We start from the raw sequence: 20316 nt of genomic DNA on the forward strand, positions 1-20316 counted from the left end.
AGAGGGTTATGATAACATTAATTTATGGAAACGTTTCTAATGTTTTCCGTAAACTTACATAAGAGGATGGCGCAGCATTTACCGTCAGATTCGGAAAGGAAGATTCCTTGAGTCTAGTTTTGGTTCCGGCTACTCCTACTGTTCGCCTTCTAGCATCTGTCGTTAATTATTTTCCATTCTTCGCGTTAAACTTGAGAATTTTCTTCTATGATGGCGATTTAACAGGCTGGGATATGGCGCTTTTCACATTTGTTTTCATTTTTACAATTGTCCAGTTGACTCTATATTGCGTGCAAGGTCAGACGGTTGGGAAAATAATATTCAAGCTGAACATTTATTCGTATGATGGACAGAAGGCTAAGCTAGGTAAGCTACTCTTGCGGTTGATTGTCGGTCCGCTATTAAGCTTCATTCCTCCTTATATGTTCATTAATTACGGTGCCATTCTTATGAAAAACAAACAATGCTTGCACGATAAGCTTACCCACACATTCGTGGGTGTCTGGCGCGAGGAAGCTGAGCTGGCCGCCGCAATTCCTGTGGACCCGGCAACGGTGAGACGCCGCTGGGCGCTGGTGCTGGATATTGTGTTTCCGGGTTTTATTGCGTTGGCGCTATGGATTCTCTTCTATTTCTTACAGTTTGTTTATATCGTCTTATTCGCAATTTCGATGGGTCTTTTGGCGTTTTTGTACGAGCCTTATCTTAAAATTATACTAGATAATATGTTCAATTTTGGTATAGTGCTGACGGTCGTATTCTATCTTATTACGGCATATCTTATCATCCGACGCCGGACCTCCATTGGCAGAATTCTCTTGAAAGTCCGGTAACGTTAAATTGTAACCCGAAAGATAGACACTTTTAAAAAGTGCCTATCTCTCGGGTTTTTGTTTTCTAATAAAAAAGGGGAATGTCGGAGGCTGTCGAACACTAAGTATAAGGGTATATTTCCCAATACATTATATGATGATATTTTACAGAAGCAGGAGTGAGGAAATGATAACTTATTTGTCAGCGAAGCGTACATTACTACTTACACTAATTGGAGTTTTCATTTTTTCCACATTGAATTGGACTGCTGTGAATGCAGCCTCTAGTAAAAAGCCGGCTGAGGATTCATTTCAGAAAAATTTAACTCAGGCAACCTCGCTGCTTAAAGAAGCGGTGAAATATAACAACACGGTATATTCCAAAAATCCTTCCTATGACGTTTTTTCTGAGCTGTCCAATAAGTGGGATAAAGGCAAATCCTTTTTGATAGCGACGTTGAAATCAAATAAATCTACGGATACTGCATACCTGTCCCAACTACAAAACTTGGGTTACAAGGTAACAACTACGCTGCATTCAGACAATTCGGGAGTACAATTCGTGCGTCGATATGAAAGTGTTATTTCTGTATTTAACGAGACTCTTCCTTATCACACCATTCTACAAATCAAGTACAACGACGGACGAGTTGAGTTGGTTGATAATTCGAGTGAATCATTGAACGTGTACACAGTGAATGATTCAGACATAGGCTTCTACCAGAACAATAAGAAGGAAGTTCTAATGCTGGTTACCTACATGAACTACCGTGGCGGTGCTTGGAATCTGCGACTGCTGAATATGAGCAAGTCTCAGCGGCTTGAGGCGATTACCAGTATTATTCCTGTCAAAAGCTTGCCAAAAGGCTTCGAACGCTATGGGGATTCTAAGAAAACAGGCTTCTCTAATATTTGCGGAGAGGGTAGCTGCTCAGATGCTGAGGAATCGCAGTTCTCGTTGGTAAAGCAAGATGAATCTGCGGGTGTTGTGACCTTCGGTACTAAGGCTATTAAGCTCCAGAATGTGATTGTGAGTAAAACGGCTAAGTCGAATAAGCAGAAGCTTATTGAGCAAATGAACCACATCGCAGCTAATGGGACTGTGTCAGGCTTGAAGGTTGGTTTGACTACACCATATGAGGATGTCGTAAAGCTGTATGGCAAGCCTCTTGAGGAGGGCGGGACAAGCTTCTTCAAGAATTTTGCAGTGGCAACGGATGGGAAAGAAAAAGGAGAAAAAGTTACTTGGTTATCTTTTAACTCCAAAGCTATTGGACTTCAAGGCGTGACTATGGCTCAGCTTCAGCAATGGTATGGTGTCAAAGCGGACAAAGATGTGAGCAGGAAGAATAGCTATTCCTTAACTATTCAATTGAAATATGAAGGAAGCACGCTTTATGATACCCATCGTTTTAATGTTGAGTTTTGGAGTGAAGGGGCGAATAAGCCGATCACTAGCATGCTCTTATCGGTTCTAGACTGAGCAAGTGTTACTATAGATGAAGAGAGCCGAGAACCTCATTTTTTGAGGAATCTCGGCTTTCTTCATGTTAGTGGCGATTAGATTAGGGTTAGAGAAGGTCTGCCTCGTTTAGAGTTAAGAGCTCTGAGATTCGTTCATTGACATTTCCTCGGAACAAACCGCCGTGGTAACAAACAACCGTATCGATATTGAAAGAGGAAAATTGATTTAACGATTGCATGGCGGTCAATTTGTCGAGTGTCGATACAGGGTCGGGGCCGTGAAGCTGACCATCACGAACGACGAGAGCATCTCCGGCAATCAAAGTCCGCGAGGGCTCATGGTATAGACTGATATGTCCAGGCGTGTGGCCGGGAGTATCTATGATGGTCAGGAATTCAAAACCAGGGAGTTGCTCACCGCCAGCGATTGTATGGTCTACAGGAGCGCTGGGCGGATTGAGCATCAACGCTTTAAGTCCTATTTTAAAAGCTTCAGGAACGTGGTCAGGCATGTGGTTAATGCTTTCGATAGCCTCATCAGTAAAACGCAGAATTCTTTGCTCTCCTTGAATGTAGGGCTTCTCTATGATGTGGGCCATGACTTCTATTTTTGTTGAGGCTTGTTGAATGATATCCGGGAGGTTTCCGATATGATCGATATCTTGGTGGGTTAGAATAATGCGGTTGATCGTGTCGAAAGAAACTCCACAACCATCAACTGCCTCCCTAAGCTTATTAAGCTGTCTGGGGAATCCAGTATCCACGAGAATAACCTGTTGTTCGTCCCATAGAAGGACAGGGTGGACTGTGTCGATACGGCCTAGTACAGAAGCGGATATGTCCAGAACGGCAATGCCAGTAGCAATAAGCAATGATCTCACTCTCCTAAAGGATAGGGATACCCGGCCGGGATATCTTTTCACTTTCATCATAAGAGAGTACAAGGGGTATGTAAATAGTAAAATATTATATTATAACACAAAAATATTTATTTGTCAATATATTATTGGGGTAATGAGGCGGATATAATAGTCTGTATCTAAGGGGTAGGGTTTGCGCTGCTAACTCGCTTCGTTTCTCGAAAGTATCGCATAGCTCCAACTAAACAGGCCTCTTACTAACCACTTAGCTCGAACAAATCGTACAACACCGGTCATCGCGCGCCTCATGAAAGTTCCAGTTGCTCGAAAGTATCGTATAGCTCCAACTAAACAGGCCTCTTACTAACCACTTAGCTCGAAATACTTACACCACCCTTCAGTCGTGTCTATCACCAGCGGCGTTGTTCGAACAAATCGTACATCATCCAACAAACATGCCTCAATAAATCTCCCCCAATGGTGGGCGTTCATTCTCGGGGAGGTTACTCGGAGAATGGACGATTATAGTTGCATTTTGCGACGATGGCGGGAGGTTACTGGAGGAATGGGCGATTATAGTCGCATTTGCGACGATGGCGGGAGGTTACTGGAGGAATGAGCAGTTATAGTTGCATTTTGCGACGATGGCGAAGGGTTGCTGGAAGAATGAGCGATTATAGTTGCATTTTGCGACGATGGGGAGGGGTTACATAGAACGACTAGATGCTATCCCATAGCCTTTTAAGACAAGGGATAGCACCTAATTGCCGCTACTAGCTAGGGTCAAGCGTATTCTAACCCTCTGCCTTAGGCTGCTTTGTTTTTGCAATCTCTGAGGTGTAATATTGTTGTAATTCCAGACGTTTCTTATCGTCGGTTAGGTCGATTTTAGCTCCTAAGTAGCTTTCTACGAACACATCCCATTGTTGGAGCTTTTTCTGAGTCATCATGCCGCGAACGGCATTTTTGATCAGTCTGCGTTCCTTGGAGTTGGAAAATTGGTCTTTATACTGCTGCTTCTGGTCGAAGTCCAATTTACTAATAACCTTTCGGAACACTTCAGCTGTCATTCGAGCATCGTCCAATGCCCTGTGCGCCGTGCCCTCTGCGGTAATTTCTAGCTCTTGCAACGCACCTTCGACACTAATGTCATTAGTGACATTCTTGTAGCGGATATATCCCTTCAACAAATCATAATAATAGGCGGACATCCAATATGTATCATCCAGCTTGTGCATTCTCGTATCGAAAACGATACGCTTCAAATCCTCGCCGCCCCATGTGACAAGCAGAAAAGCTTCGCTGCGATTGAGCCAGCTCGTAAAATCACCAATGACCTTCCGAAAGCCTTCGGCGACATCAATGTCTTCTTGTGGGATCCCCGTTTTTTTCTTAATAAATCCATTCAGCTTGGAAAAGTACACCGGCTTAATCAATGATGAGAACTCGTCCACTATTTGCATGGATGGATTCAACCTTACGGCCCCTATTTCAATGACTTCCATCGGTAAATCGCTGGCAAACTTACGGCCGTTAAACTCAATGTCGAGAATAATATAATCCAATGATGTGACCCCCGCTCTATAACTCGTGCTCTCCATTGTATCAAAAAGTAGTAGGTTTGGAAAAACAGTAATATCATCTTCTAATTGTGGAATTCATAAGGGATTTGCTTTATGATAAGAATATAAAATGAAACTTAGTTTCACAGAATGAAACAAAAAAGATGTTAGGGAGTGATCAGCAATGAACAGCAAGGAAAGATTTTCGAGCAGAGTGGATACTTATAAGAAATATCGCCCGAGCTATCCAGACAAAGCAATCGATTATTTACTTGATACTGTTGGCTTGAACTCGCAATCCGAGGTGTTAGATGTTGGAGCAGGAACGGGTATTTTCTCAGAATTGCTGTTGAAGCGTGGAATCTCTGTGACCGCCGTCGAGCCGAACGAAGCAATGAGAGAAGCGGCCATAGCAGCTTTAGAAGGCTATCCTAATTACAAAGCGGTGCAAGGATCAGCGGAAGTAACAGGATTGCCGGATCATTCTTACGATTTTATTGTTTGCGCACAAGCCTTTCATTGGTTTGATCAAACGGCTGCGAAGGCTGAGTTTCAGCGTGTTCTTAAGCCGGGCGGCAAAGCCATATTGATCTGGAATACGCGTTTAACTGGGGGAACCCCATTTCTCGAACAATACGAGCAGCTGCTGCATTCGCTAGGCACGGATTACGGTGCTGTTAATCATAGAAATATCTCGCGAGACATGCTGGAATCCTTCTTTAAGCCTGATTGGCTGCAGGAAGCCAGATTCTCGATTCGGCAGGTATTTGATTTCGAAGGACTGAGTGGTCGATTGCTGTCCTCCTCTTACAGCCCTGAGCAGGGGCATCCCAATTACGAGCCAATGATGGCAGAGTTAAGGGAGTTATTCGCTAGGAACGAGCAGAATGGGACAGTGAACTTCGATTACGAGACAGAGATTTATTGGGGCGAGGTATAGTAAAGCTCAAGAAGGGGACGTTTGCCTAGAGTAGGAATACTCCAAGGCGACGTCCCCTTTCGTTAAATTATATTTTTACTTAGCAGCCCTCGTAATTTTACCTTCAGTAGTTACCGTATACAATTTGCCTTCAGGGGCTTTGTAAACGAATGAGGTACCTTGTAGTCCAAGGAACTGATCCGGTGCTCCAAGCTTAGCAATAACCTTTTTCTGAGTGCCATCGCGTTTGATCTTAACTAGCACCAAAGCGGTTATATTTCCATTTTTACCATAAGTAGCTTCTTCATAATAAAACCACTGATTCTGGTAGGAAACTGGCCGAATACTAGCCTTGGAAGGCAAAGTGACTTTGTTTTTACCATTCAGATCAGTAAGATTGCTGCTCCCATTAAATCCATTTGCATCGGACTCACTGTAAAAGAGAGTGTCACCATAAATCTTGTAGCCCTCGTAAGGGTCGACTGAGCCTTTGGAAATGGCGGTTTTGCCTGTTCCGTTGAGCTTCATCTGGTACAAGCGTGAATTATCCTCAGTATCGACATAGTATACTAGTCCATTAGCGATTTCATAAGACCAGAAGGAAAGCTTCTTGAGTAGAATCTTGCTGCCTGTACCGTCAAGCTTCATCGAGCAAAGCTGAGTATTGTAATCGTCGTCGTATGAGGCATAGTAAAGGGTCTGGCCATTGATTGAGAATCTCGACACCTTGTTTCCAGTAGTCACTTCTTTTGATCCCGTGCCGTCTTTTTTCATCCTAATAATGTTACCCGCAATGACTTCAGAATCGGGGTCCTGCTGTAGAAAATAAACCCAGTCACCAGCAACAGTAAGAAAACGAGCATCTCCCTTAAATAGTCGTTTAGAGGCATTGGTTTTCCCATCTAGCGTTGAAGCGTTGACGCCTGCCCAATTTTTATCCTGATAGTCTCCAAGCCAGAAAAATACGTTACTTGCTTTAGTTGCAGCTGTTGCCGGGATGCTTCCTATCAGAAGTGCTAGAGTTATTCCGAGTGCAAAAATTGTCTTTTTCATAGGAGTCCTCTTTCGTAATTTGTCATATAACCCACTTCATACTAAAGAAAATACTGGAATTGATCAACGGGGAGTGTCTATTCTTTAGCGTCTTTTTAGAAAACGATGCACAAAGTATGAATATGGTAAGCTCCTATTAAAGCTAAATGCTGGAAAGCTCCGTCTAATGAGTATAAGTTCAAAGGCGAGTAGGTGAGGGGAATATTAAAGCTGGTGCTGAGAGCCCGTAAGGGTGATGAAAAAGCCTTTATAGAGCTGTTCCAGCAATATGAAGAAGATATTTACCGAACGGCTTATGTCTATTTGCGCAATCAGGAGGATGCACTGGATGTCGTTCAGGAGACAGCTTATCGTTCCTTCAAGTCTATTGCGACGCTTGCGGAGCCTCAATATTTTAAAACCTGGTTGATCAGAATTTCCATAAGCTGCTCGATAGATCTACTCCGTAAACGCAAGAATGTGTTGCAGTTTAAGCCGGAATACCATGAATTGATGACAAGCGGCGAAGAGGAGAACATTCCGCTCTCCCTATCCTTGAAGGACTTAATTGATTCATTGGATGAAGAAGAGAAGAGTGTCATTATTCTTAGGTTTTATCATGATTACACGATTAGAGAAACGACTGAAATCATGGAAATTCCGCTAGGAACGGGGAAAACGATACTGTATCGTGCACTCAGCAAGCTTCGGAAAAAGGCCAAGGAGGAGGATTTGTATGGACAATAGAGTTAAACAGGAGATGGCCAGCATACCTATTCCTTCGGACCTCCATCGAAGAAGTCGATTAGGTGTCGAGCTAGCAATAGCAGAAAATAAACCCGCTAGCAATCTCGCTATTAATCCCGCAAGAAAGCGACGCAGGACTCTCCTGGTTCTAACCGCATCCCTACTAGGGCTTGTTTTGCTTACTGCTGTTTTGTCCAATTCTCAGGTCAGGGCAGCTATTCAAAAAGCACTTCAATTCGTTCCTGGTATAGGGATTGTGAAGGAAGAGGAGCTGCCTGCTGACAGATATGTGCTCAAGAATCCAATAACCCAAACGGTGGGGAGCGGAACAATTGTCATTACAGGTGTCATGGTGGATTCAAGAATGACTCTTGTCAGTATTAATGGAGAAAATACGGCTAGGCTGGACAAAATCAAAATCATAAATGATCAAGGCGCAGAGTTTATCATAAAACCGTCATTATCAACGTGGAGCTCTGGCCAATGGCAAGCGTCTTACGGGCATCAAGGTGAGCTTGATCTTAAGGGCTCGGTGTCTATTGTCGTTGGAGAGGAAGGTAAGGAAACAGTCATTCCGATTACCCTGATAAAGGCTGAGACTTTCACGAATTATGCCGACATGGGAGCAACGTCAACTGTAAACGGTGTAACTATTACCGCAATAACTAATCGGGTAGATGAGAAAGCGAGGATTTCGCTAATCGCACAGCATCCTAAAGAAATAAGAATTACCGATTATGGTTTTTTTGGTCTCTACGCACATGACAATCTGAAAATGAATGTAACGGATAACATAGGCAACAGCATTCCACTTGAAATCATCCGGGGAATATTGGCGCCTGCAAGTGACTTTTATTTTAAGCTATCGGATAAGAGGAACATCACCTATAAGCTGACCCTGCCCGAAATCTATACCGAGACACAAGACGAGGCCACTATAACAATTCCTACGGAAACGACGGATAATCTAAACCAGACTTTCGAAATTGCGGGTTTTCCAGTCACGATTACTGGTGTTGAACGCTTGGACGAGAAAAACCTTAGAGTATACGTAGATATGCACTACAGCGAGAGCACAACCAAATCTCTGCATATGTTTAACTTAGCTGGTTTAAGTAATATGGGTAGACTTAACGAACGAACGGGTGAGCTTGTGTATCTTGAATTCGAAGCCGAGTCTAATCGCACGAAGCAAAAGATAACGATAAGCCGACCGCAAATACTAATCCGCGGACCTTGGACGTTTGAGCTGCCGACATTTGACCGTTAACGACTCTGAGCATATAATGAACACTAGAAATACCTATCAGGCGATAATCAAAGACATGATTTCCTTTACGAGCTGTACAGAGAGAGAGGTTCAGGCTGAAAGCCTCTCCAGCAACCGAATGCGGAATTACCCCTTTGTAGCCGTAGCGTTGAACCCACTGATTTACAGTCGTGGCAGTAAATGATACCGTCTTATCCCCGTTAACGGATACCGATTAAGGATCTTGTTCAAGCATGCTTTGGCTTAAAGTCGAAGTATGGCCATTGGCAGGTCGAATTAGGGTGGAACCACGAGCTGAACGCACTCGTCCCTTTGTGGAGAGTGTGTTTTTTTGCGTTCAATAAACCCTAAGGAGGCTATATGATGGTCATCAAAGTTACATTGCCAGATGGAAAAGTTCGCGAGGTTAAGCAAGGGACGACAATCGAACAGATAGCGGAATCCATTGGGTCCAGCTTGAAGAAAAGCGCGATAGCCGGAAAAATTAATGGCGTGCCGGTTGATCTGAACCGTTCTATTCATGAGGATAGTCATGTTGAGATTATTACGCTCGACAGCGAGGATGGACTAGAGGTTTACCGCCATAGCACGTCCCATTTAATGGCTCAAGCAATTAAGAGAATCTATGGCGATAAAGCCGTGAAGCTTGGAATCGGTCCCGTCATTCAGGATGGATTTTACTATGATATTGATATTGAGAAACCATTGTCTATCGATGATCTTGGAGCCATTGAGCGCGAGATGGAAAAGATCGCTCAGGAGAATTTGCCTATCGTTCGCCGCGTCGTTAACCGAGATGAGGCCATAATAATTTTCTCGGAGCTCGAAGATCCTTTAAAGCTCGAGCTAATCCGTGATTTGCCGGAGGCTGCAGTCATAACGGTCTATGAACAAGGAGAATTCGTCGATCTGTGCCGTGGGCCTCATCTACCATCCACTGGCCGGATTAAGGCGTTTAAGCTACTCAATGTGGCTGGAGCTTACTGGCGTGGGGATTCCAACAATAAGGTGCTGCAGCGGATTTATGGTACTTCTTTTCCGAAAGAAGCTCAATTGACTGAGTATTTGCACGTTGTGGAGGAAGCCAAGAAGCGCGATCATCGCAAGCTAGGCAAGGAGCTAGAGCTGTTCATGTTCTCCGAAGAGGCGCCTGGAATGCCGTTCTACCTTCCGAAGGGGATGACTTTGCGTACAGAGCTTGAGAACTTCTCCCGTGAGGTACAGAATAGGCGAGATTACGATGAAGTACGCACTCCCATTATGATGAACAATCGAATTTGGGAGCAGTCGGGACACTGGGATCATTACAAGGACAATATGTATTTTACGCAGGTGGACGAAACTAAATTTGCTCTAAAGCCGATGAATTGTCCAGGACACATGCTTATCTATAAGAACAATCTACATTCGTACCGAGAGCTGCCTATACGCATATCGGAGTTCGGTCAGGTGCATCGCCATGAATTTTCAGGTGCCCTTAATGGAATGATGCGTGTTCGTACCTTCTGTCAGGATGATGCTCATATTTTTCTTCGGACTGACCAAATAGAGGATGAGATGAATCGAGTCATTTCGCTAATTGACCACATCTATCAGGTATTCGGCTTTGAATATCGAATTGAGCTTTCTACTAGGCCGGAGGATTTCATGGGGTTAGAAGCTGACTGGGATGTTGCGGAAAATGCATTGAAAAATGTGCTTGAGCTTCGGGGGATCGATTATCGTCTGAACGAAGGGGATGGAGCCTTTTACGGGCCGAAAATCGACTTTCACATCCTCGATGCGCTTAAGCGAAGCTGGCAGTGCGGCACTATTCAATTGGACTTTCAGATGCCGGAGAAATTCGATCTTTCGTACATTGGAGAGGACAACCAGAAGCACCGTCCAGTCGTTATCCATCGTGCGATCTATGGCTCAATCGATCGATTCATAGGAATTATTACGGAGCATTACAGCGGTGCTTTCCCGCTATGGCTAGCGCCCGTCCAAGTGAAGCTGCTGCCGGTATCGGACATCTTTATTGATTATGCACTTCAGGTGAAGCAGCAGCTTGCAGAAGTGGGCATTCGGGTAGAGGTAGATGTCCGTAATGAGAAGCTAGGCTACAAAATTCGTGAGGCCCAGCTAGAGAAGGTTCCTTATATGCTCGTGCTCGGAGAGAAGGAGCAGCTATCGGGCACTGTGGCCGTTAGAAGGCGTGGAGATGGAGATGGTGGCTCCAAAACTGTTCTTGAAATAAAGGAGCAAATCCTGAATGAAATTCAAATTAAAGGCAGCTAATAGCGGAACTGCCTTGTGAAAGATGACATCCTATTCAATCCCATTTAGAATAAGGGGAGATGTAAATTGTAATGATGAGGAGTTAGTACATGAAATTTGGCTTTGACATTGATGATACGTTGTTGAATCTAAGAGAGCATGCCTTCAGATTGTATAATAGTAAGCTTAACAAGCAAATAAGCATAGATGTTTTCCATGCATTGACAACCATTCCGATACACGATGCTTTTGGACTAACGGTTGAAGAAGGGCGTCAGATGTGGAACAGTCACCGTGAAGAGATTTTCTATTCTGCGCCTCCTTTTGCCGAAGCGGTTCAAGTGCTACAAGAGCTTGTTAGCCAAGGGCACGAGGTCTATTACGTAACTGCACGAACAGTCAATCATTGCGAAAGAACGAAGAACGGATTAATTCAATTGGGTTTTCCGGTGCAGGAGGGAAGCTTTTATTGCGGAATGGGTGATACCGAGAAGGTTCATATTATCCGTGATTTAGGCTTAGACTATTATTTCGACGATAAGCCCGCGGTGCTCGATACGTTAACGGAATTAGATTTAATCGTATATGCCAAGGACAATTCATATAATAGGCACATGGATATTCCTCGGATTATGAACTGGAGCGAGCTACTGGGTATTTTGAAAATAAACTAACCTGATCGACTGTTTAAGCTTTAATTACAATATCCAGATTTGTATCATACCCATCGGGTAGCTCAAAGCCTAATGTTCTGCTTCCCTCTGGTCCGAATAGAATGCGATAGTTACATGCAATCGGCACGTTTCCTTCATTTGTAATCTGGTAAGCGACGGGCTTTAGCCTTGTCATTAATCCGAGTGCCGTCTGAATAAGCAGGTCGCCCTGCTCGTTCAGACGGATCACTTCGGTGCCTCCATAGAGCATCTGAAGATGCTCTAATCTGCCACTGGGATGTATGTGCCAATCGTACGTAAGGGTGGGTTCCTTTTCTTGAATGATAACATCAATTCCTTCCCAAAGCTCGCGGCACCATAACTTACGATAAGATGGAAGATTCGTCAGTTGACTTGATAGCCCCGTCCCTCGATAGTAATGAAAGGTTCCTGTCCCCCGTTCCAAACCTTCCATTTTAGCTTCAGCTCTAGCATCAACGAAATACCAAGTGAGGTTTTGATCACTCCATTGGTCGTTCTGCGAACAGAGATTCAAGCTAATTAACTTTGTAGATATCCCAACATAAAAGCCGAACTTCTGCGCCACGAATGAGAAGCTTGGGTCTGCTTGCCCTAAATTTGGCACGAATAATACAATTTGCTTTCCGTAGGCTGCTGCATGGTTAGTCAAATTCCAGTTTCTCACCATTATACAAATCAGCTACCTTCCGCGATATTCTGATTCATTTAATATTAATTGCTTCTATAAGTTATATGCTGAGAAGTGTAATCCTAACTGTTTTTTGTAGGGCTATGTACACTATTGAAGGCGGATGTCTCTAACAACACTATCCAAGCTTATGGGCTTAGAAAGTAGATTGTGATGGATAGCAGCTATAGTAAAGATAGGTCCTTTGGGAAGCGCGCACCAGCCGAAAATGAGGCAAAAGCTGTTAAAAAGCAAGCTCAGTATGGGAGTAGGATGATATTCTTTAATGTAGTAGCTAGTCTTGCTTTGATAGGTAAACATAACCCAAGAAAAACAGAGTTCATATTGGATGAATACCGTTTCTCTATCAATATAAACGCCATTGAAGGCTAGTCCCGTCGCTCTGACCTGATCAATATTTTCAAGTAACCATGCTGCCAAATTGCGTTTATGAATTTCGTCTTTCTTCATGACAATTGTGAATAGGGCAGCAATGAAAGTAAAGAGAATGAGTAGAGATGACATCTCTGGAGTCGCCTTCTCGAAGCTCAGTGCGCACATGCCGGCCAAGAAGAGGGTTAACACGAGTAAAGCAGCGGGCATTTTCAAGTCACTCACTTTCTTTTTCCTTGGAAAATTAAGACTTCTGATCCGCTCCAAAGTCATTCTCGAGAGTTGTTGATATCCAATCAGTAGGCTTTTCTAATTCCGGAGGAGGTGTTTGGTGATTATCCTTAATGTTTTGTATATTCGTCAGACCTTTAGCAACCCGCATACATATGACTAGATACACAATATTAAGGATGACATCTACCGCAAAGGTTAGGACTAGAACAGTGGAATCCACATCTGGATGATTATTAACTAACTGTTTAAGCCACCTGCCTCCTAGAAAGAAAATGATTAGCGGTGCAGCCAATCCTTTAATAGACAGGCCTTGCTTCTGCGCAGCGGGTATTCTCTTTAAGTGCTCACCTAAAATATTAAAGGTAGAGGGAATGCCATAAAAATTATAAATAGGTAACAGCATACATACCAGTGAACCGCCTGGTGTACGCGGATAGTAACTAAACAGAGTGTTCAAATCCATATGCACGCGATAAATCCATATCAAATATACAATCACAACGATGAAGTAGAAAGGGTAGGAAAACACTTCAATAAAGCCGTCTAAAGAATAAACATACGTAATATAAAGATCTAAATCGCTGACATAGACTATCGTGGTCAGCAAGCTGAGGACGGAGAACGCTGTGAGTATCCAGAGCAGGATGGTTAGAATCTTCGATAGCATTTCGGACTTAAGTGGCATTAGTAAGTAGCTCCTTCTATTATTATTTCAGATTTCTTAAGAAACCAAGTGCATCCTCCATCGTTTCCACGGGAACGACTTTAAGCTTCAGGTTTAACTCCTCAACCACTAGTTCGGCCTCTTCTTCATTGCTCAGGCCCTCATAATAGAAGTGTTCTTTATCTTTAGGTAAGAAAAAATAATCAACTCCGGCATTTTCCGCCGTGCGAAGCTTATCCCGTATACCGCCAACCGAGCCAACCGTATGATCGGACTCCATCGTTCCCGTACCAGCGATAATGTACTGACCTTCATGTGAGAAGTCCTCTCCGTGGGCTTCTTCGACTAATCCAATAGCGAGCATCAATCCTAGTGAGTCTCCATAATAATCGGTGGATTCCTCAATCAACTTTTCAAGTCGCAGCTCAAATTCATCACCTGAAGCCTCGTGGTCGGCCTCCTCCTCAGCAGAGGTTATTGCATTTCGAATCGTTTCATCGCGCAGACCTCCGCCTGTATCCTTGATGGTAGTGAAGCTCTCTTTAATGGATGAGCTAGCGGGTTCGAAGTAAGCTTCAGGAAATGCGCGTTCTGTAGACCACCGTTCATATCGGTTGCTTGTAAAGCCTTGACGAACATAGGTGAAATTAACACTGCCGCTTACACCTAATTTTTGGACCGAAACAATTTCGCCAGGGGCTGAGAAAGCATAATATTGCGGAAGAAAACAATAAGTCGCCAACCCAACGGGGAGGAGCAATAGCAGACATACAATAACAATTTCGGGGCGAACTCGTTTTCTTTTCGTTGTCAGTTCAACCATTGATTTTCAGTCCATTCATGGAAAATATTTCTTCATTGTCTAAATTTCGACGGTAATTGATTCAATTCCTTCGTGGTGAAAAATCATGTAGAAATTTGTCATTTTTTTCAGACAAGTTTATTGAATCGGAGTACCTTTTTTTACATTTAGAAGAGAGAATTCAGTTATTTACGCTAAACTTTACACAACGTTCATCTAAGGATGACTCTGAGTTAAATATTTCCTATTAGAGTTAATCTATGTGCTGTTGACTCTAGGAGGAATAAGTGTGATCCGTAGCGTTAAATGGAAGCAATGGATAGCCGGATTTGGTACGATTCAGAATAAATTCTTACTTATATTCATGTCCACTGTTCTTGTCATCACAATTGCGATGACGGGGGTAAGCTACTTTTTTTCCCGGAATTTAATTACGAGTGGTGTAGAGGAGAAGCTAAAAAGCCAAACGCATCAATATGTGAGTGAAATAGAAAATAAATTGTTATCGAAAGCTCTCACGCCACAAATGCTAACTTCAGTTGTTGAAGCTAATGGTGTGCTTGGTGGGAGTATCTCTTATGAAAATCCTTATTTGGATCAGACTACTGGGGCCGCAATGGTTAAGGCGCTGGCGCCCTATTATGATGAGAATAACAATGTGATAGGCATAGCGACACATGTCATTGACCTCGATAGTCTACAGCAATTGGTTATGAGTATTCCGGTCGGAAGGAACGGCTCGGCTTTCATGATAGATAGTTCGGGAATGGTTATGTCCATCAAAGATTATGTGAAGAACATGAAGGTGAAGCTGACCGAGGATTCCAATGAATCATTGGCCCATTTGGCTAAGCGGATGCTGGATTCTGCCATAGTAGAGGACATCTCAATTGAACCAAGTGCAACAAGTCAAAGCGCTCCGAGTGAGAGTGCATTGAGTGATGATGATGCGGGCTCCTTAGAAGAGGATGAAAGTGGAACGGTAGATGATGAACCAGCAGATGATCTGAGCGATTTAGGATTAGAAATAGATATGGGTTCAGACGAGGAGGAATTGCCTGCTGAAGAGCAACCTACAAATACGGACGTGGAAGCTCCGGTAACTGTGAATCCTGAGAACACTCTTATTGGAAGTGAAGTACCACAAATTCATTTGACTGAAGGTATCGGAGCGTATAAGGATTCTGGGCGCACTATGCGTGTTTACTATGCGACTGTACCTAGTACGGGCTGGATATTAGCCCTTTCTATTCCGGAGAGCGAGCTTTACGGACCACTATTTAAGCTTTTCGAGCCGATGATCTTGATTATTATCCTAGCATGCGTGCTAGTCGCTGTATTTGCCCATCTATACAATCGTTATATTATTAAGAACGTTAGAGATATAGATCGCTTAGCCATAGCCATGGCGGAGGGTGATTTTACGAAGCGAACTGAGCTTAGATCCGGTAACGAGCTTCAGCGGCTCGGGGATAGCTTTAATCGGACCTTAGACGGCTTATGTGATACGATGGACAGCATTTCGCAATTCTCGGTTGAAATGTCAGCTCATGCCGACCAAATGAAGTCCGGTGCCGATGAGACGGCTTCTGCAGCAGAAGAGATCGCAAGCTCCATCCAGAATGTATCGGAAGGCGCGGAGAAGGAAGCTAAAATTGTATTGGAATTCAAGGAAGTAGCACAGGAAGTGCTGAGCAGGGTTAAAGTCATTAACACAAGCACAGAACGAATGACAGCATTAGCATCTAAGGCGCAGAAGGCATCCGAAGGAGGTAATAAATCGTTAAGAAATGTCATCTTGCAGATGGAAACGATTAATCATTCGGTTCAGGCCTCGTCTGAGCAAGTGCAGAAGCTGAAGCAGCATTCTAACGCCATTGACGAAATCGTTGCATTTATATCTTCGATTGCTTCACAGACGAGCCTGCTTTCTCTTAATGCGGCGATTGAGGCTGCTAGGGCTGGAGAATCGGGCAAAGGCTTCTCAGTGGTATCTATGGAAATACGGAAGCTAGCCGATCAATCCGCTCAAGCAGCTGGAGATATTGGCCGACTGCTGGCAGAAATCCAAGGCTCTATTACTCATGCGGCGTATCGCATGGAAGAAGGTACGGGGGCAGTAGAGGCTGGAATCGAGCTCGCTCGCGCTGCAGAGAAGTCATACGGCGATATTGGAAGTAGTATCGAGAAGGTGACGCACCAAGCGACAGGGGTATACGAGTCGATTAAACAAATTGAAGGCAGTACGGAGAACATGAGCTCATCAGTGAAAGATATGCTGGTGCTGACCTCTAAGAACGCTAATGATTCAAGTACAATTGCGGCTTCAGCGGAGCAACAGACCGCTTCCATGCAGCAGGTTGCCGCTTCAGCAACCCATCTCGCAAGCTTATCCTTATTATTGAAGGAAAAAGTGCAGCCCTATAGGAAAAAGAGATAGTCTCCACCTATATATGACGGAGTTAACCAAATAACTCACTCTACGGCAATGAAGCCATAGGGTGAGTTATTGTTAATTTGAGGTTTACCAGCCGAAATCAAGTGTTTTACCGGTTTCTGCAAAAGTCTTGATGTTACTTAGTATCATGGGCCAGCTATCCTCGGTTTTGGAGAGGGAAGGATGGTTGTCTGACCATTGATCATTCACCAAAGTCAGCTTTGTACTAGTACCTACGGCCTCAAGTGTGATCGTAATTCTGCTTTTCAGCTCGGCGTGATTTGGGTAATAGGATGGTCCGGGATGCTCTTCATAGCTAATAACACTATTTGGTTCAAAGCTTTGCACCGTGCCATAGACATGAACCGTCTCATCGCCATTGTTGCCCGGGCCGACATACTCTAACGTGCTCCCCACTTCAAAGGTTGAACGTATGACGCTCCCAAAGAAGGTAGCCTTGGTTCCTTCCGGAGAGATTAGCACTTGCCATAGCTGTTCTGGCTGTACGCCGACGTAAAATACATATTTGAGCTCCATGAATAGGTCCCCTTCCAATCGATAGGTTTTTAGTTTTGTGTACCGCAATCACTCGTTCTGTGTAACAGCTATTATGATAAAATATGAGCAGAACAATGTATTGTAAAAAGGCGTCAGCATCGGGAGTGAAGGGGAGTTAGCGGCTATGGATCCCAAGAAAGATTTTACGACAAAAGGTATATTGCAGGCGGAAGCGGGCAGGGAGAAGTTCAAGCTCTCCCGGTATGAGCCAGCTGAAGAGCTTCGATTGTACATACAGCATTACTGGGCAGTGGAGTGGGATTTAAGAGGACATGAGCCATATCGTCAGAGCGTGCTTTCCCATCCTAACGTTAATCTAGTTTTTGAGCCCGGTCTTACCCGTGTGTATGGGGTTTGGGAGGGAGCCTCGGAGCAGCTGCTTCAAGATCAGGGTAGCGTATTTGCTGTTAAGTTTAATCCCGGCGGATTCCAGCCCTTCTGGAAGCAATCTGTCTCACAATTAACGGGACAGGCTATTCCCATAACGGATGTTTTCGGTAAGTCGGCTGCATCTCTTGAGAAAGAAATTTTTGCCTGTAGTGATGTGCCGAGCCGAGTGGGTAGAATAAATAATTTTTTCCTAGAGCATCTTCCTAAGCATGATAATAACGTATCGCTCATTAACGACATTGTAGCCGCCCTTATTGCAGATAGAGGGATTCTTAAGGTCGAGCAATTAGCTGGTATATTCGATATCAGTGTAAGAACCCTGCAACGACTCTTTAGCAAATACGTTGGCGTGAATCCCAAAGGAGTCATTCAGCGTTATCGTCTTCACGAGGTGGCAGAGAATATCGAAAAAGGCGAAGCCATAGACTGGTTAAAGCTGGCCGTGGATATGGGGTATTATGATCAGGCACATTTCATTAAAGATTTCAAAGCTATCCTCGGTAAATCACCGGAAGAGTACGTGAGGATGGTTGACCACTAGTTATTTCTCCATCTTCCGTAATTGAGCCAAATACTTTGTTACTTTTTCATCCTCAGCCTGAGGATATTGATAACCAAGCGAATCTGCGACAGCCGTTCCGACGATTCGGGTTAAAGCTCCAGTCTTTTCGAGAGCAGCCCAATTTTGGTCGAAATCGCTCCCCGCGTAGGTAGAGATGTACCGATCCCACAGTTCCTCCGGCAAGTACTTTTTGAGCCATCTACCTGCTTTGCCTGTGTTAATATTCCAATCGTTATTCATTCCGGCATACCACGAGAGTAAGGAGATTAGGGCATCCCTAACAACAACATCGAGCATATATTTAGCATAGGGCAGCTCATCTCTCCAAAGCCCCTTGGCAACATTCGTTGAACACCACCATATTTCGTTTAACACTTCGTCGTATTGTTGTTTCGTCGGTTTGCACGTGATATAGGATTTATCGCTTGCAGGTTCAACGGCTCCCATAAGGTTATCTTTGTCTAGAAGGATCTTCGTAAGGCTGTCTGAAGGATCTAGAATATGCTTTACATTTCGAAAGGTAAGGTCAATTCTAACGCCATCGTTAAACAGCATTAAGAAAATCGCCCACTCCTCTGTTCCCTCTTGCAGGTTGTTTTGCTGCATAATCATGATATGTCCGAACTGCTTAATCCATTGTTGATTTTGTACAAACGAGAATACATCCCCAATTACACCGAAAATCAAATCATAATCACACAGGATATCCTTGGTGACTTTAGGATTTACGCGAGAGCCGTTATGGAGAACGACCTTAACCTGTGGGTGGGATTGGGCATAGTCTAATAGCTGAGATAAAATCTCTTGTTCGTTTCTCATTTGACCTCCTGTTGAGCAAATAAAAACACCGCCACTAGGATGAATTCCCGGGATGACGGTGCCTTGCTGTCTGAATTCGCTGCTTATTTCGTTATCATGACTGGAACTTTAGCATGTAGGATAACATTGTGACTTACGCTCCCAAGCATGAATTCCTTTAAGGAGCTCAAGCCGCGACTTCCCATAATAATGGCATCACAATTACTATTTTCAACATAATCTAGAATGGCTTCTGCTGGAGAACCGGCAAGAACAACAACATTCGTATGGGGATGATCACCGATGATCTGTTTAACTTTATCGAGCAGGGCATTTCCCTGTTGCTTCACTTGTTCTTGATAACCTTCAGGCTGGGAGAAGGTCATATCCCCGACAATGACCGGCTGTAAATTGATGACATGCGCTACCGAAATTTGAATATTCGGATCTGATTCTACGAATTGAAGAGCTTTCTCCAGAGCTTTGGTTGCGGATTGAGACCCATCGTAAGGAACCATAATGTGTTTAAATATCATGTCGAACCCTCCATTCATTGTAATAGTTATATTATAACATTTGGAGCGCTGGATAAAAAATGAAGCCCAATGAGCCGAAAAAGGATATAGTTAGACGAGAGATTTATATTTAGGAGGAGCATGACAATGAACAAGGAACAGGTAAAACCGAAAATAACGATTCCCTTAACGAAATTAGAATACTTTATTAACATTATTTGCGTAATTGCTCTCATTGGCCCGATTCTTTATATTGCCAAAGAAATGTCTAGCTTGCCTGCAGAGATTCCCATTCATTTTAATGGTAAAGGGGAGCCGGATGGCTGGGGCGGAAAGCGTATGCTGTTCCTTCTTCCAGCGATTTCAGTAGCTTTATATTACGTATTATCGGCGTTATCCAGGTCCCCTCACGTCTTCAACTATGCTGTGCCCATAACAGAAGCGAATGCGGCAACTCAATACTTGCTCGCTAGGAAAATGATCGTGTGGCTCAAGCTTGAGCTTATCATCATATTCGGTTATATCGAGTGGGCAACTGTTCAGTCCGCCTATAATCATGAGAACGGGCTCGGGATTTGGATGCTGCCTGTTGTTTTAGTTGTTGTCTTTGGTACGTTAGGCTTTTATTTATCTCGGTCATACAAATCCAAATAATTACCGTGCGATTTCGCTTCCT

Annotated in this window: 20 protein-coding genes; 10 read left to right on the top strand and 10 right to left on the bottom strand. The window is 43.8% G+C overall.

What is annotated here, in order from left to right:
• The first annotated feature begins 107 nt into the window (after positions 1-107).
• Together KCTCHS21_RS02120 and KCTCHS21_RS02125 are read left to right on the top strand one after the other, a co-directional pair.
• Positions 108-833 carry an RDD family protein gene (locus KCTCHS21_RS02120; protein WP_130604908.1) on the top strand — a complete coding sequence of 242 codons (726 nt, stop codon included), beginning with the start codon at positions 108-110 and terminating at the stop codon, positions 831-833.
• A 166-nt stretch (positions 834-999) separates the two neighbouring features.
• On the top strand, positions 1000-2295 hold the full coding sequence (locus KCTCHS21_RS02125; protein WP_130604909.1) for a hypothetical protein: 1296 nt from the start codon (positions 1000-1002) through the stop codon (positions 2293-2295).
• A gap of 88 nt (positions 2296-2383) precedes the next feature.
• Here KCTCHS21_RS02125 and KCTCHS21_RS02130 read toward each other — a convergent pair whose 3' ends face one another.
• Together KCTCHS21_RS02130 and KCTCHS21_RS02135 are read right to left on the bottom strand one after the other, a co-directional pair.
• Positions 2384-3157 carry an MBL fold metallo-hydrolase gene (locus KCTCHS21_RS02130; protein WP_232058044.1) on the bottom strand — a complete coding sequence of 258 codons (774 nt, stop codon included), beginning with the start codon at positions 3155-3157 and terminating at the stop codon, positions 2384-2386.
• A gap of 773 nt (positions 3158-3930) precedes the next feature.
• Positions 3931-4701 carry a 3'-5' exonuclease gene (locus KCTCHS21_RS02135; protein ID WP_130604910.1) on the bottom strand — a complete coding sequence of 257 codons (771 nt, stop codon included), beginning with the start codon at positions 4699-4701 and terminating at the stop codon, positions 3931-3933.
• Between the two features lie 181 nt (positions 4702-4882).
• On the opposite strand from KCTCHS21_RS02135, the gene KCTCHS21_RS02140 reads away from it, so the two are divergent.
• Entirely contained in the window at positions 4883-5638 is a 756-nt protein-coding gene (locus KCTCHS21_RS02140; protein WP_130604911.1) for a class I SAM-dependent methyltransferase, read from the top strand.
• 75 nt (positions 5639-5713) lie between these two features.
• Here KCTCHS21_RS02140 and KCTCHS21_RS02145 read toward each other — a convergent pair whose 3' ends face one another.
• Complete coding sequence (locus KCTCHS21_RS02145) at positions 5714-6670, bottom strand: DUF5050 domain-containing protein (RefSeq protein WP_130604912.1); 957 nt, start codon at positions 6668-6670, stop codon at positions 5714-5716.
• A 192-nt stretch (positions 6671-6862) separates the two neighbouring features.
• Here KCTCHS21_RS02145 and KCTCHS21_RS02150 point away from each other — a divergent pair, with 192 nt between their 5' ends.
• From KCTCHS21_RS02150 to KCTCHS21_RS02165, 4 genes are all read left to right on the top strand, one after another.
• Positions 6863-7396, top strand: coding sequence for a sigma-70 family RNA polymerase sigma factor (locus KCTCHS21_RS02150; RefSeq protein WP_130604913.1), 534 nt, complete (start codon positions 6863-6865; stop codon positions 7394-7396).
• The gene (locus tag KCTCHS21_RS02155) at positions 7386-8666 is read left to right on the top strand and encodes a hypothetical protein (RefSeq protein WP_130604914.1); all 1281 of its coding nucleotides are present in this window, start codon (positions 7386-7388) and stop codon (positions 8664-8666) included. Before KCTCHS21_RS02150 ends, KCTCHS21_RS02155 begins: the two co-directional genes overlap by 11 nt.
• Positions 8667-9029: 363 nt before the next feature.
• Positions 9030-10946, top strand: a complete 1917-nt coding sequence (gene thrS / locus KCTCHS21_RS02160; protein ID WP_130616309.1) for a threonine--tRNA ligase — start codon at positions 9030-9032, stop codon at positions 10944-10946.
• An 89-nt stretch (positions 10947-11035) separates the two neighbouring features.
• Positions 11036-11599: a 5' nucleotidase, NT5C type gene (locus KCTCHS21_RS02165; RefSeq protein ID WP_130604915.1), complete on the top strand. Its 564-nt coding sequence runs from the start codon at positions 11036-11038 to the stop codon at positions 11597-11599.
• Positions 11600-11612: 13 nt separating this feature from the next.
• On the opposite strand, the gene KCTCHS21_RS02170 is transcribed toward KCTCHS21_RS02165, so the two are convergent.
• The 4 genes from KCTCHS21_RS02170 to KCTCHS21_RS02185 form a co-directional block, all read right to left on the bottom strand.
• On the bottom strand, positions 11613-12287 hold the full coding sequence (locus KCTCHS21_RS02170; RefSeq protein WP_130604916.1) for a DUF7948 domain-containing protein: 675 nt from the start codon (positions 12285-12287) through the stop codon (positions 11613-11615).
• 111 nt (positions 12288-12398) lie between these two features.
• On the bottom strand, positions 12399-12905 hold the full coding sequence (locus KCTCHS21_RS02175) for a hypothetical protein (protein WP_130604917.1): 507 nt from the start codon (positions 12903-12905) through the stop codon (positions 12399-12401).
• A 19-nt stretch (positions 12906-12924) separates the two neighbouring features.
• Positions 12925-13599, bottom strand: coding sequence for a hypothetical protein (locus KCTCHS21_RS02180; protein WP_130604918.1), 675 nt, complete (start codon positions 13597-13599; stop codon positions 12925-12927).
• 22 nt (positions 13600-13621) lie between these two features.
• On the bottom strand, positions 13622-14401 hold the full coding sequence (locus KCTCHS21_RS02185; RefSeq protein ID WP_130604919.1) for a hypothetical protein: 780 nt from the start codon (positions 14399-14401) through the stop codon (positions 13622-13624).
• Positions 14402-14669: 268 nt separating this feature from the next.
• Between KCTCHS21_RS02185 and KCTCHS21_RS02190 the strand changes: the two genes are divergently transcribed.
• Complete coding sequence (locus tag KCTCHS21_RS02190) at positions 14670-16820, top strand: methyl-accepting chemotaxis protein (protein ID WP_130604920.1); 2151 nt, start codon at positions 14670-14672, stop codon at positions 16818-16820.
• 84 nt (positions 16821-16904) lie between these two features.
• Here the strand turns inward: KCTCHS21_RS02190 and KCTCHS21_RS02195 are convergent, their stop codons facing one another.
• On the bottom strand, positions 16905-17354 hold the full coding sequence (locus KCTCHS21_RS02195; protein ID WP_130604921.1) for an SRPBCC domain-containing protein: 450 nt from the start codon (positions 17352-17354) through the stop codon (positions 16905-16907).
• A gap of 145 nt (positions 17355-17499) precedes the next feature.
• Between KCTCHS21_RS02195 and KCTCHS21_RS02200 the strand changes: the two genes are divergently transcribed.
• Positions 17500-18306 (top strand): AraC family transcriptional regulator, encoded by an 807-nt coding sequence (locus KCTCHS21_RS02200; protein WP_130604922.1) that lies wholly within the window; start codon positions 17500-17502, stop codon positions 18304-18306.
• Here KCTCHS21_RS02200 and KCTCHS21_RS02205 read toward each other — a convergent pair whose 3' ends face one another.
• Complete coding sequence (locus KCTCHS21_RS02205) at positions 18307-19146, bottom strand: aminoglycoside 6-adenylyltransferase (RefSeq protein WP_130604923.1); 840 nt, start codon at positions 19144-19146, stop codon at positions 18307-18309.
• Positions 19147-19229: 83 nt separating this feature from the next.
• Positions 19230-19661 (bottom strand): universal stress protein, encoded by a 432-nt coding sequence (locus KCTCHS21_RS02210; protein WP_157993919.1) that lies wholly within the window; start codon positions 19659-19661, stop codon positions 19230-19232.
• Positions 19662-19787: 126 nt separating this feature from the next.
• On the opposite strand from KCTCHS21_RS02210, the gene KCTCHS21_RS02215 reads away from it, so the two are divergent.
• A complete protein-coding gene (locus tag KCTCHS21_RS02215; protein WP_157993920.1) occupies positions 19788-20294 on the top strand; it encodes a DUF1648 domain-containing protein in 507 nt (168 codons plus the stop codon).
• Positions 20295-20316 lie beyond the last annotated feature (22 nt).

The sequence above is a fragment of the Cohnella abietis genome, assembly GCF_004295585.1.
Lineage (GTDB): Bacteria > Bacillota > Bacilli > Paenibacillales > Paenibacillaceae > Cohnella > Cohnella abietis.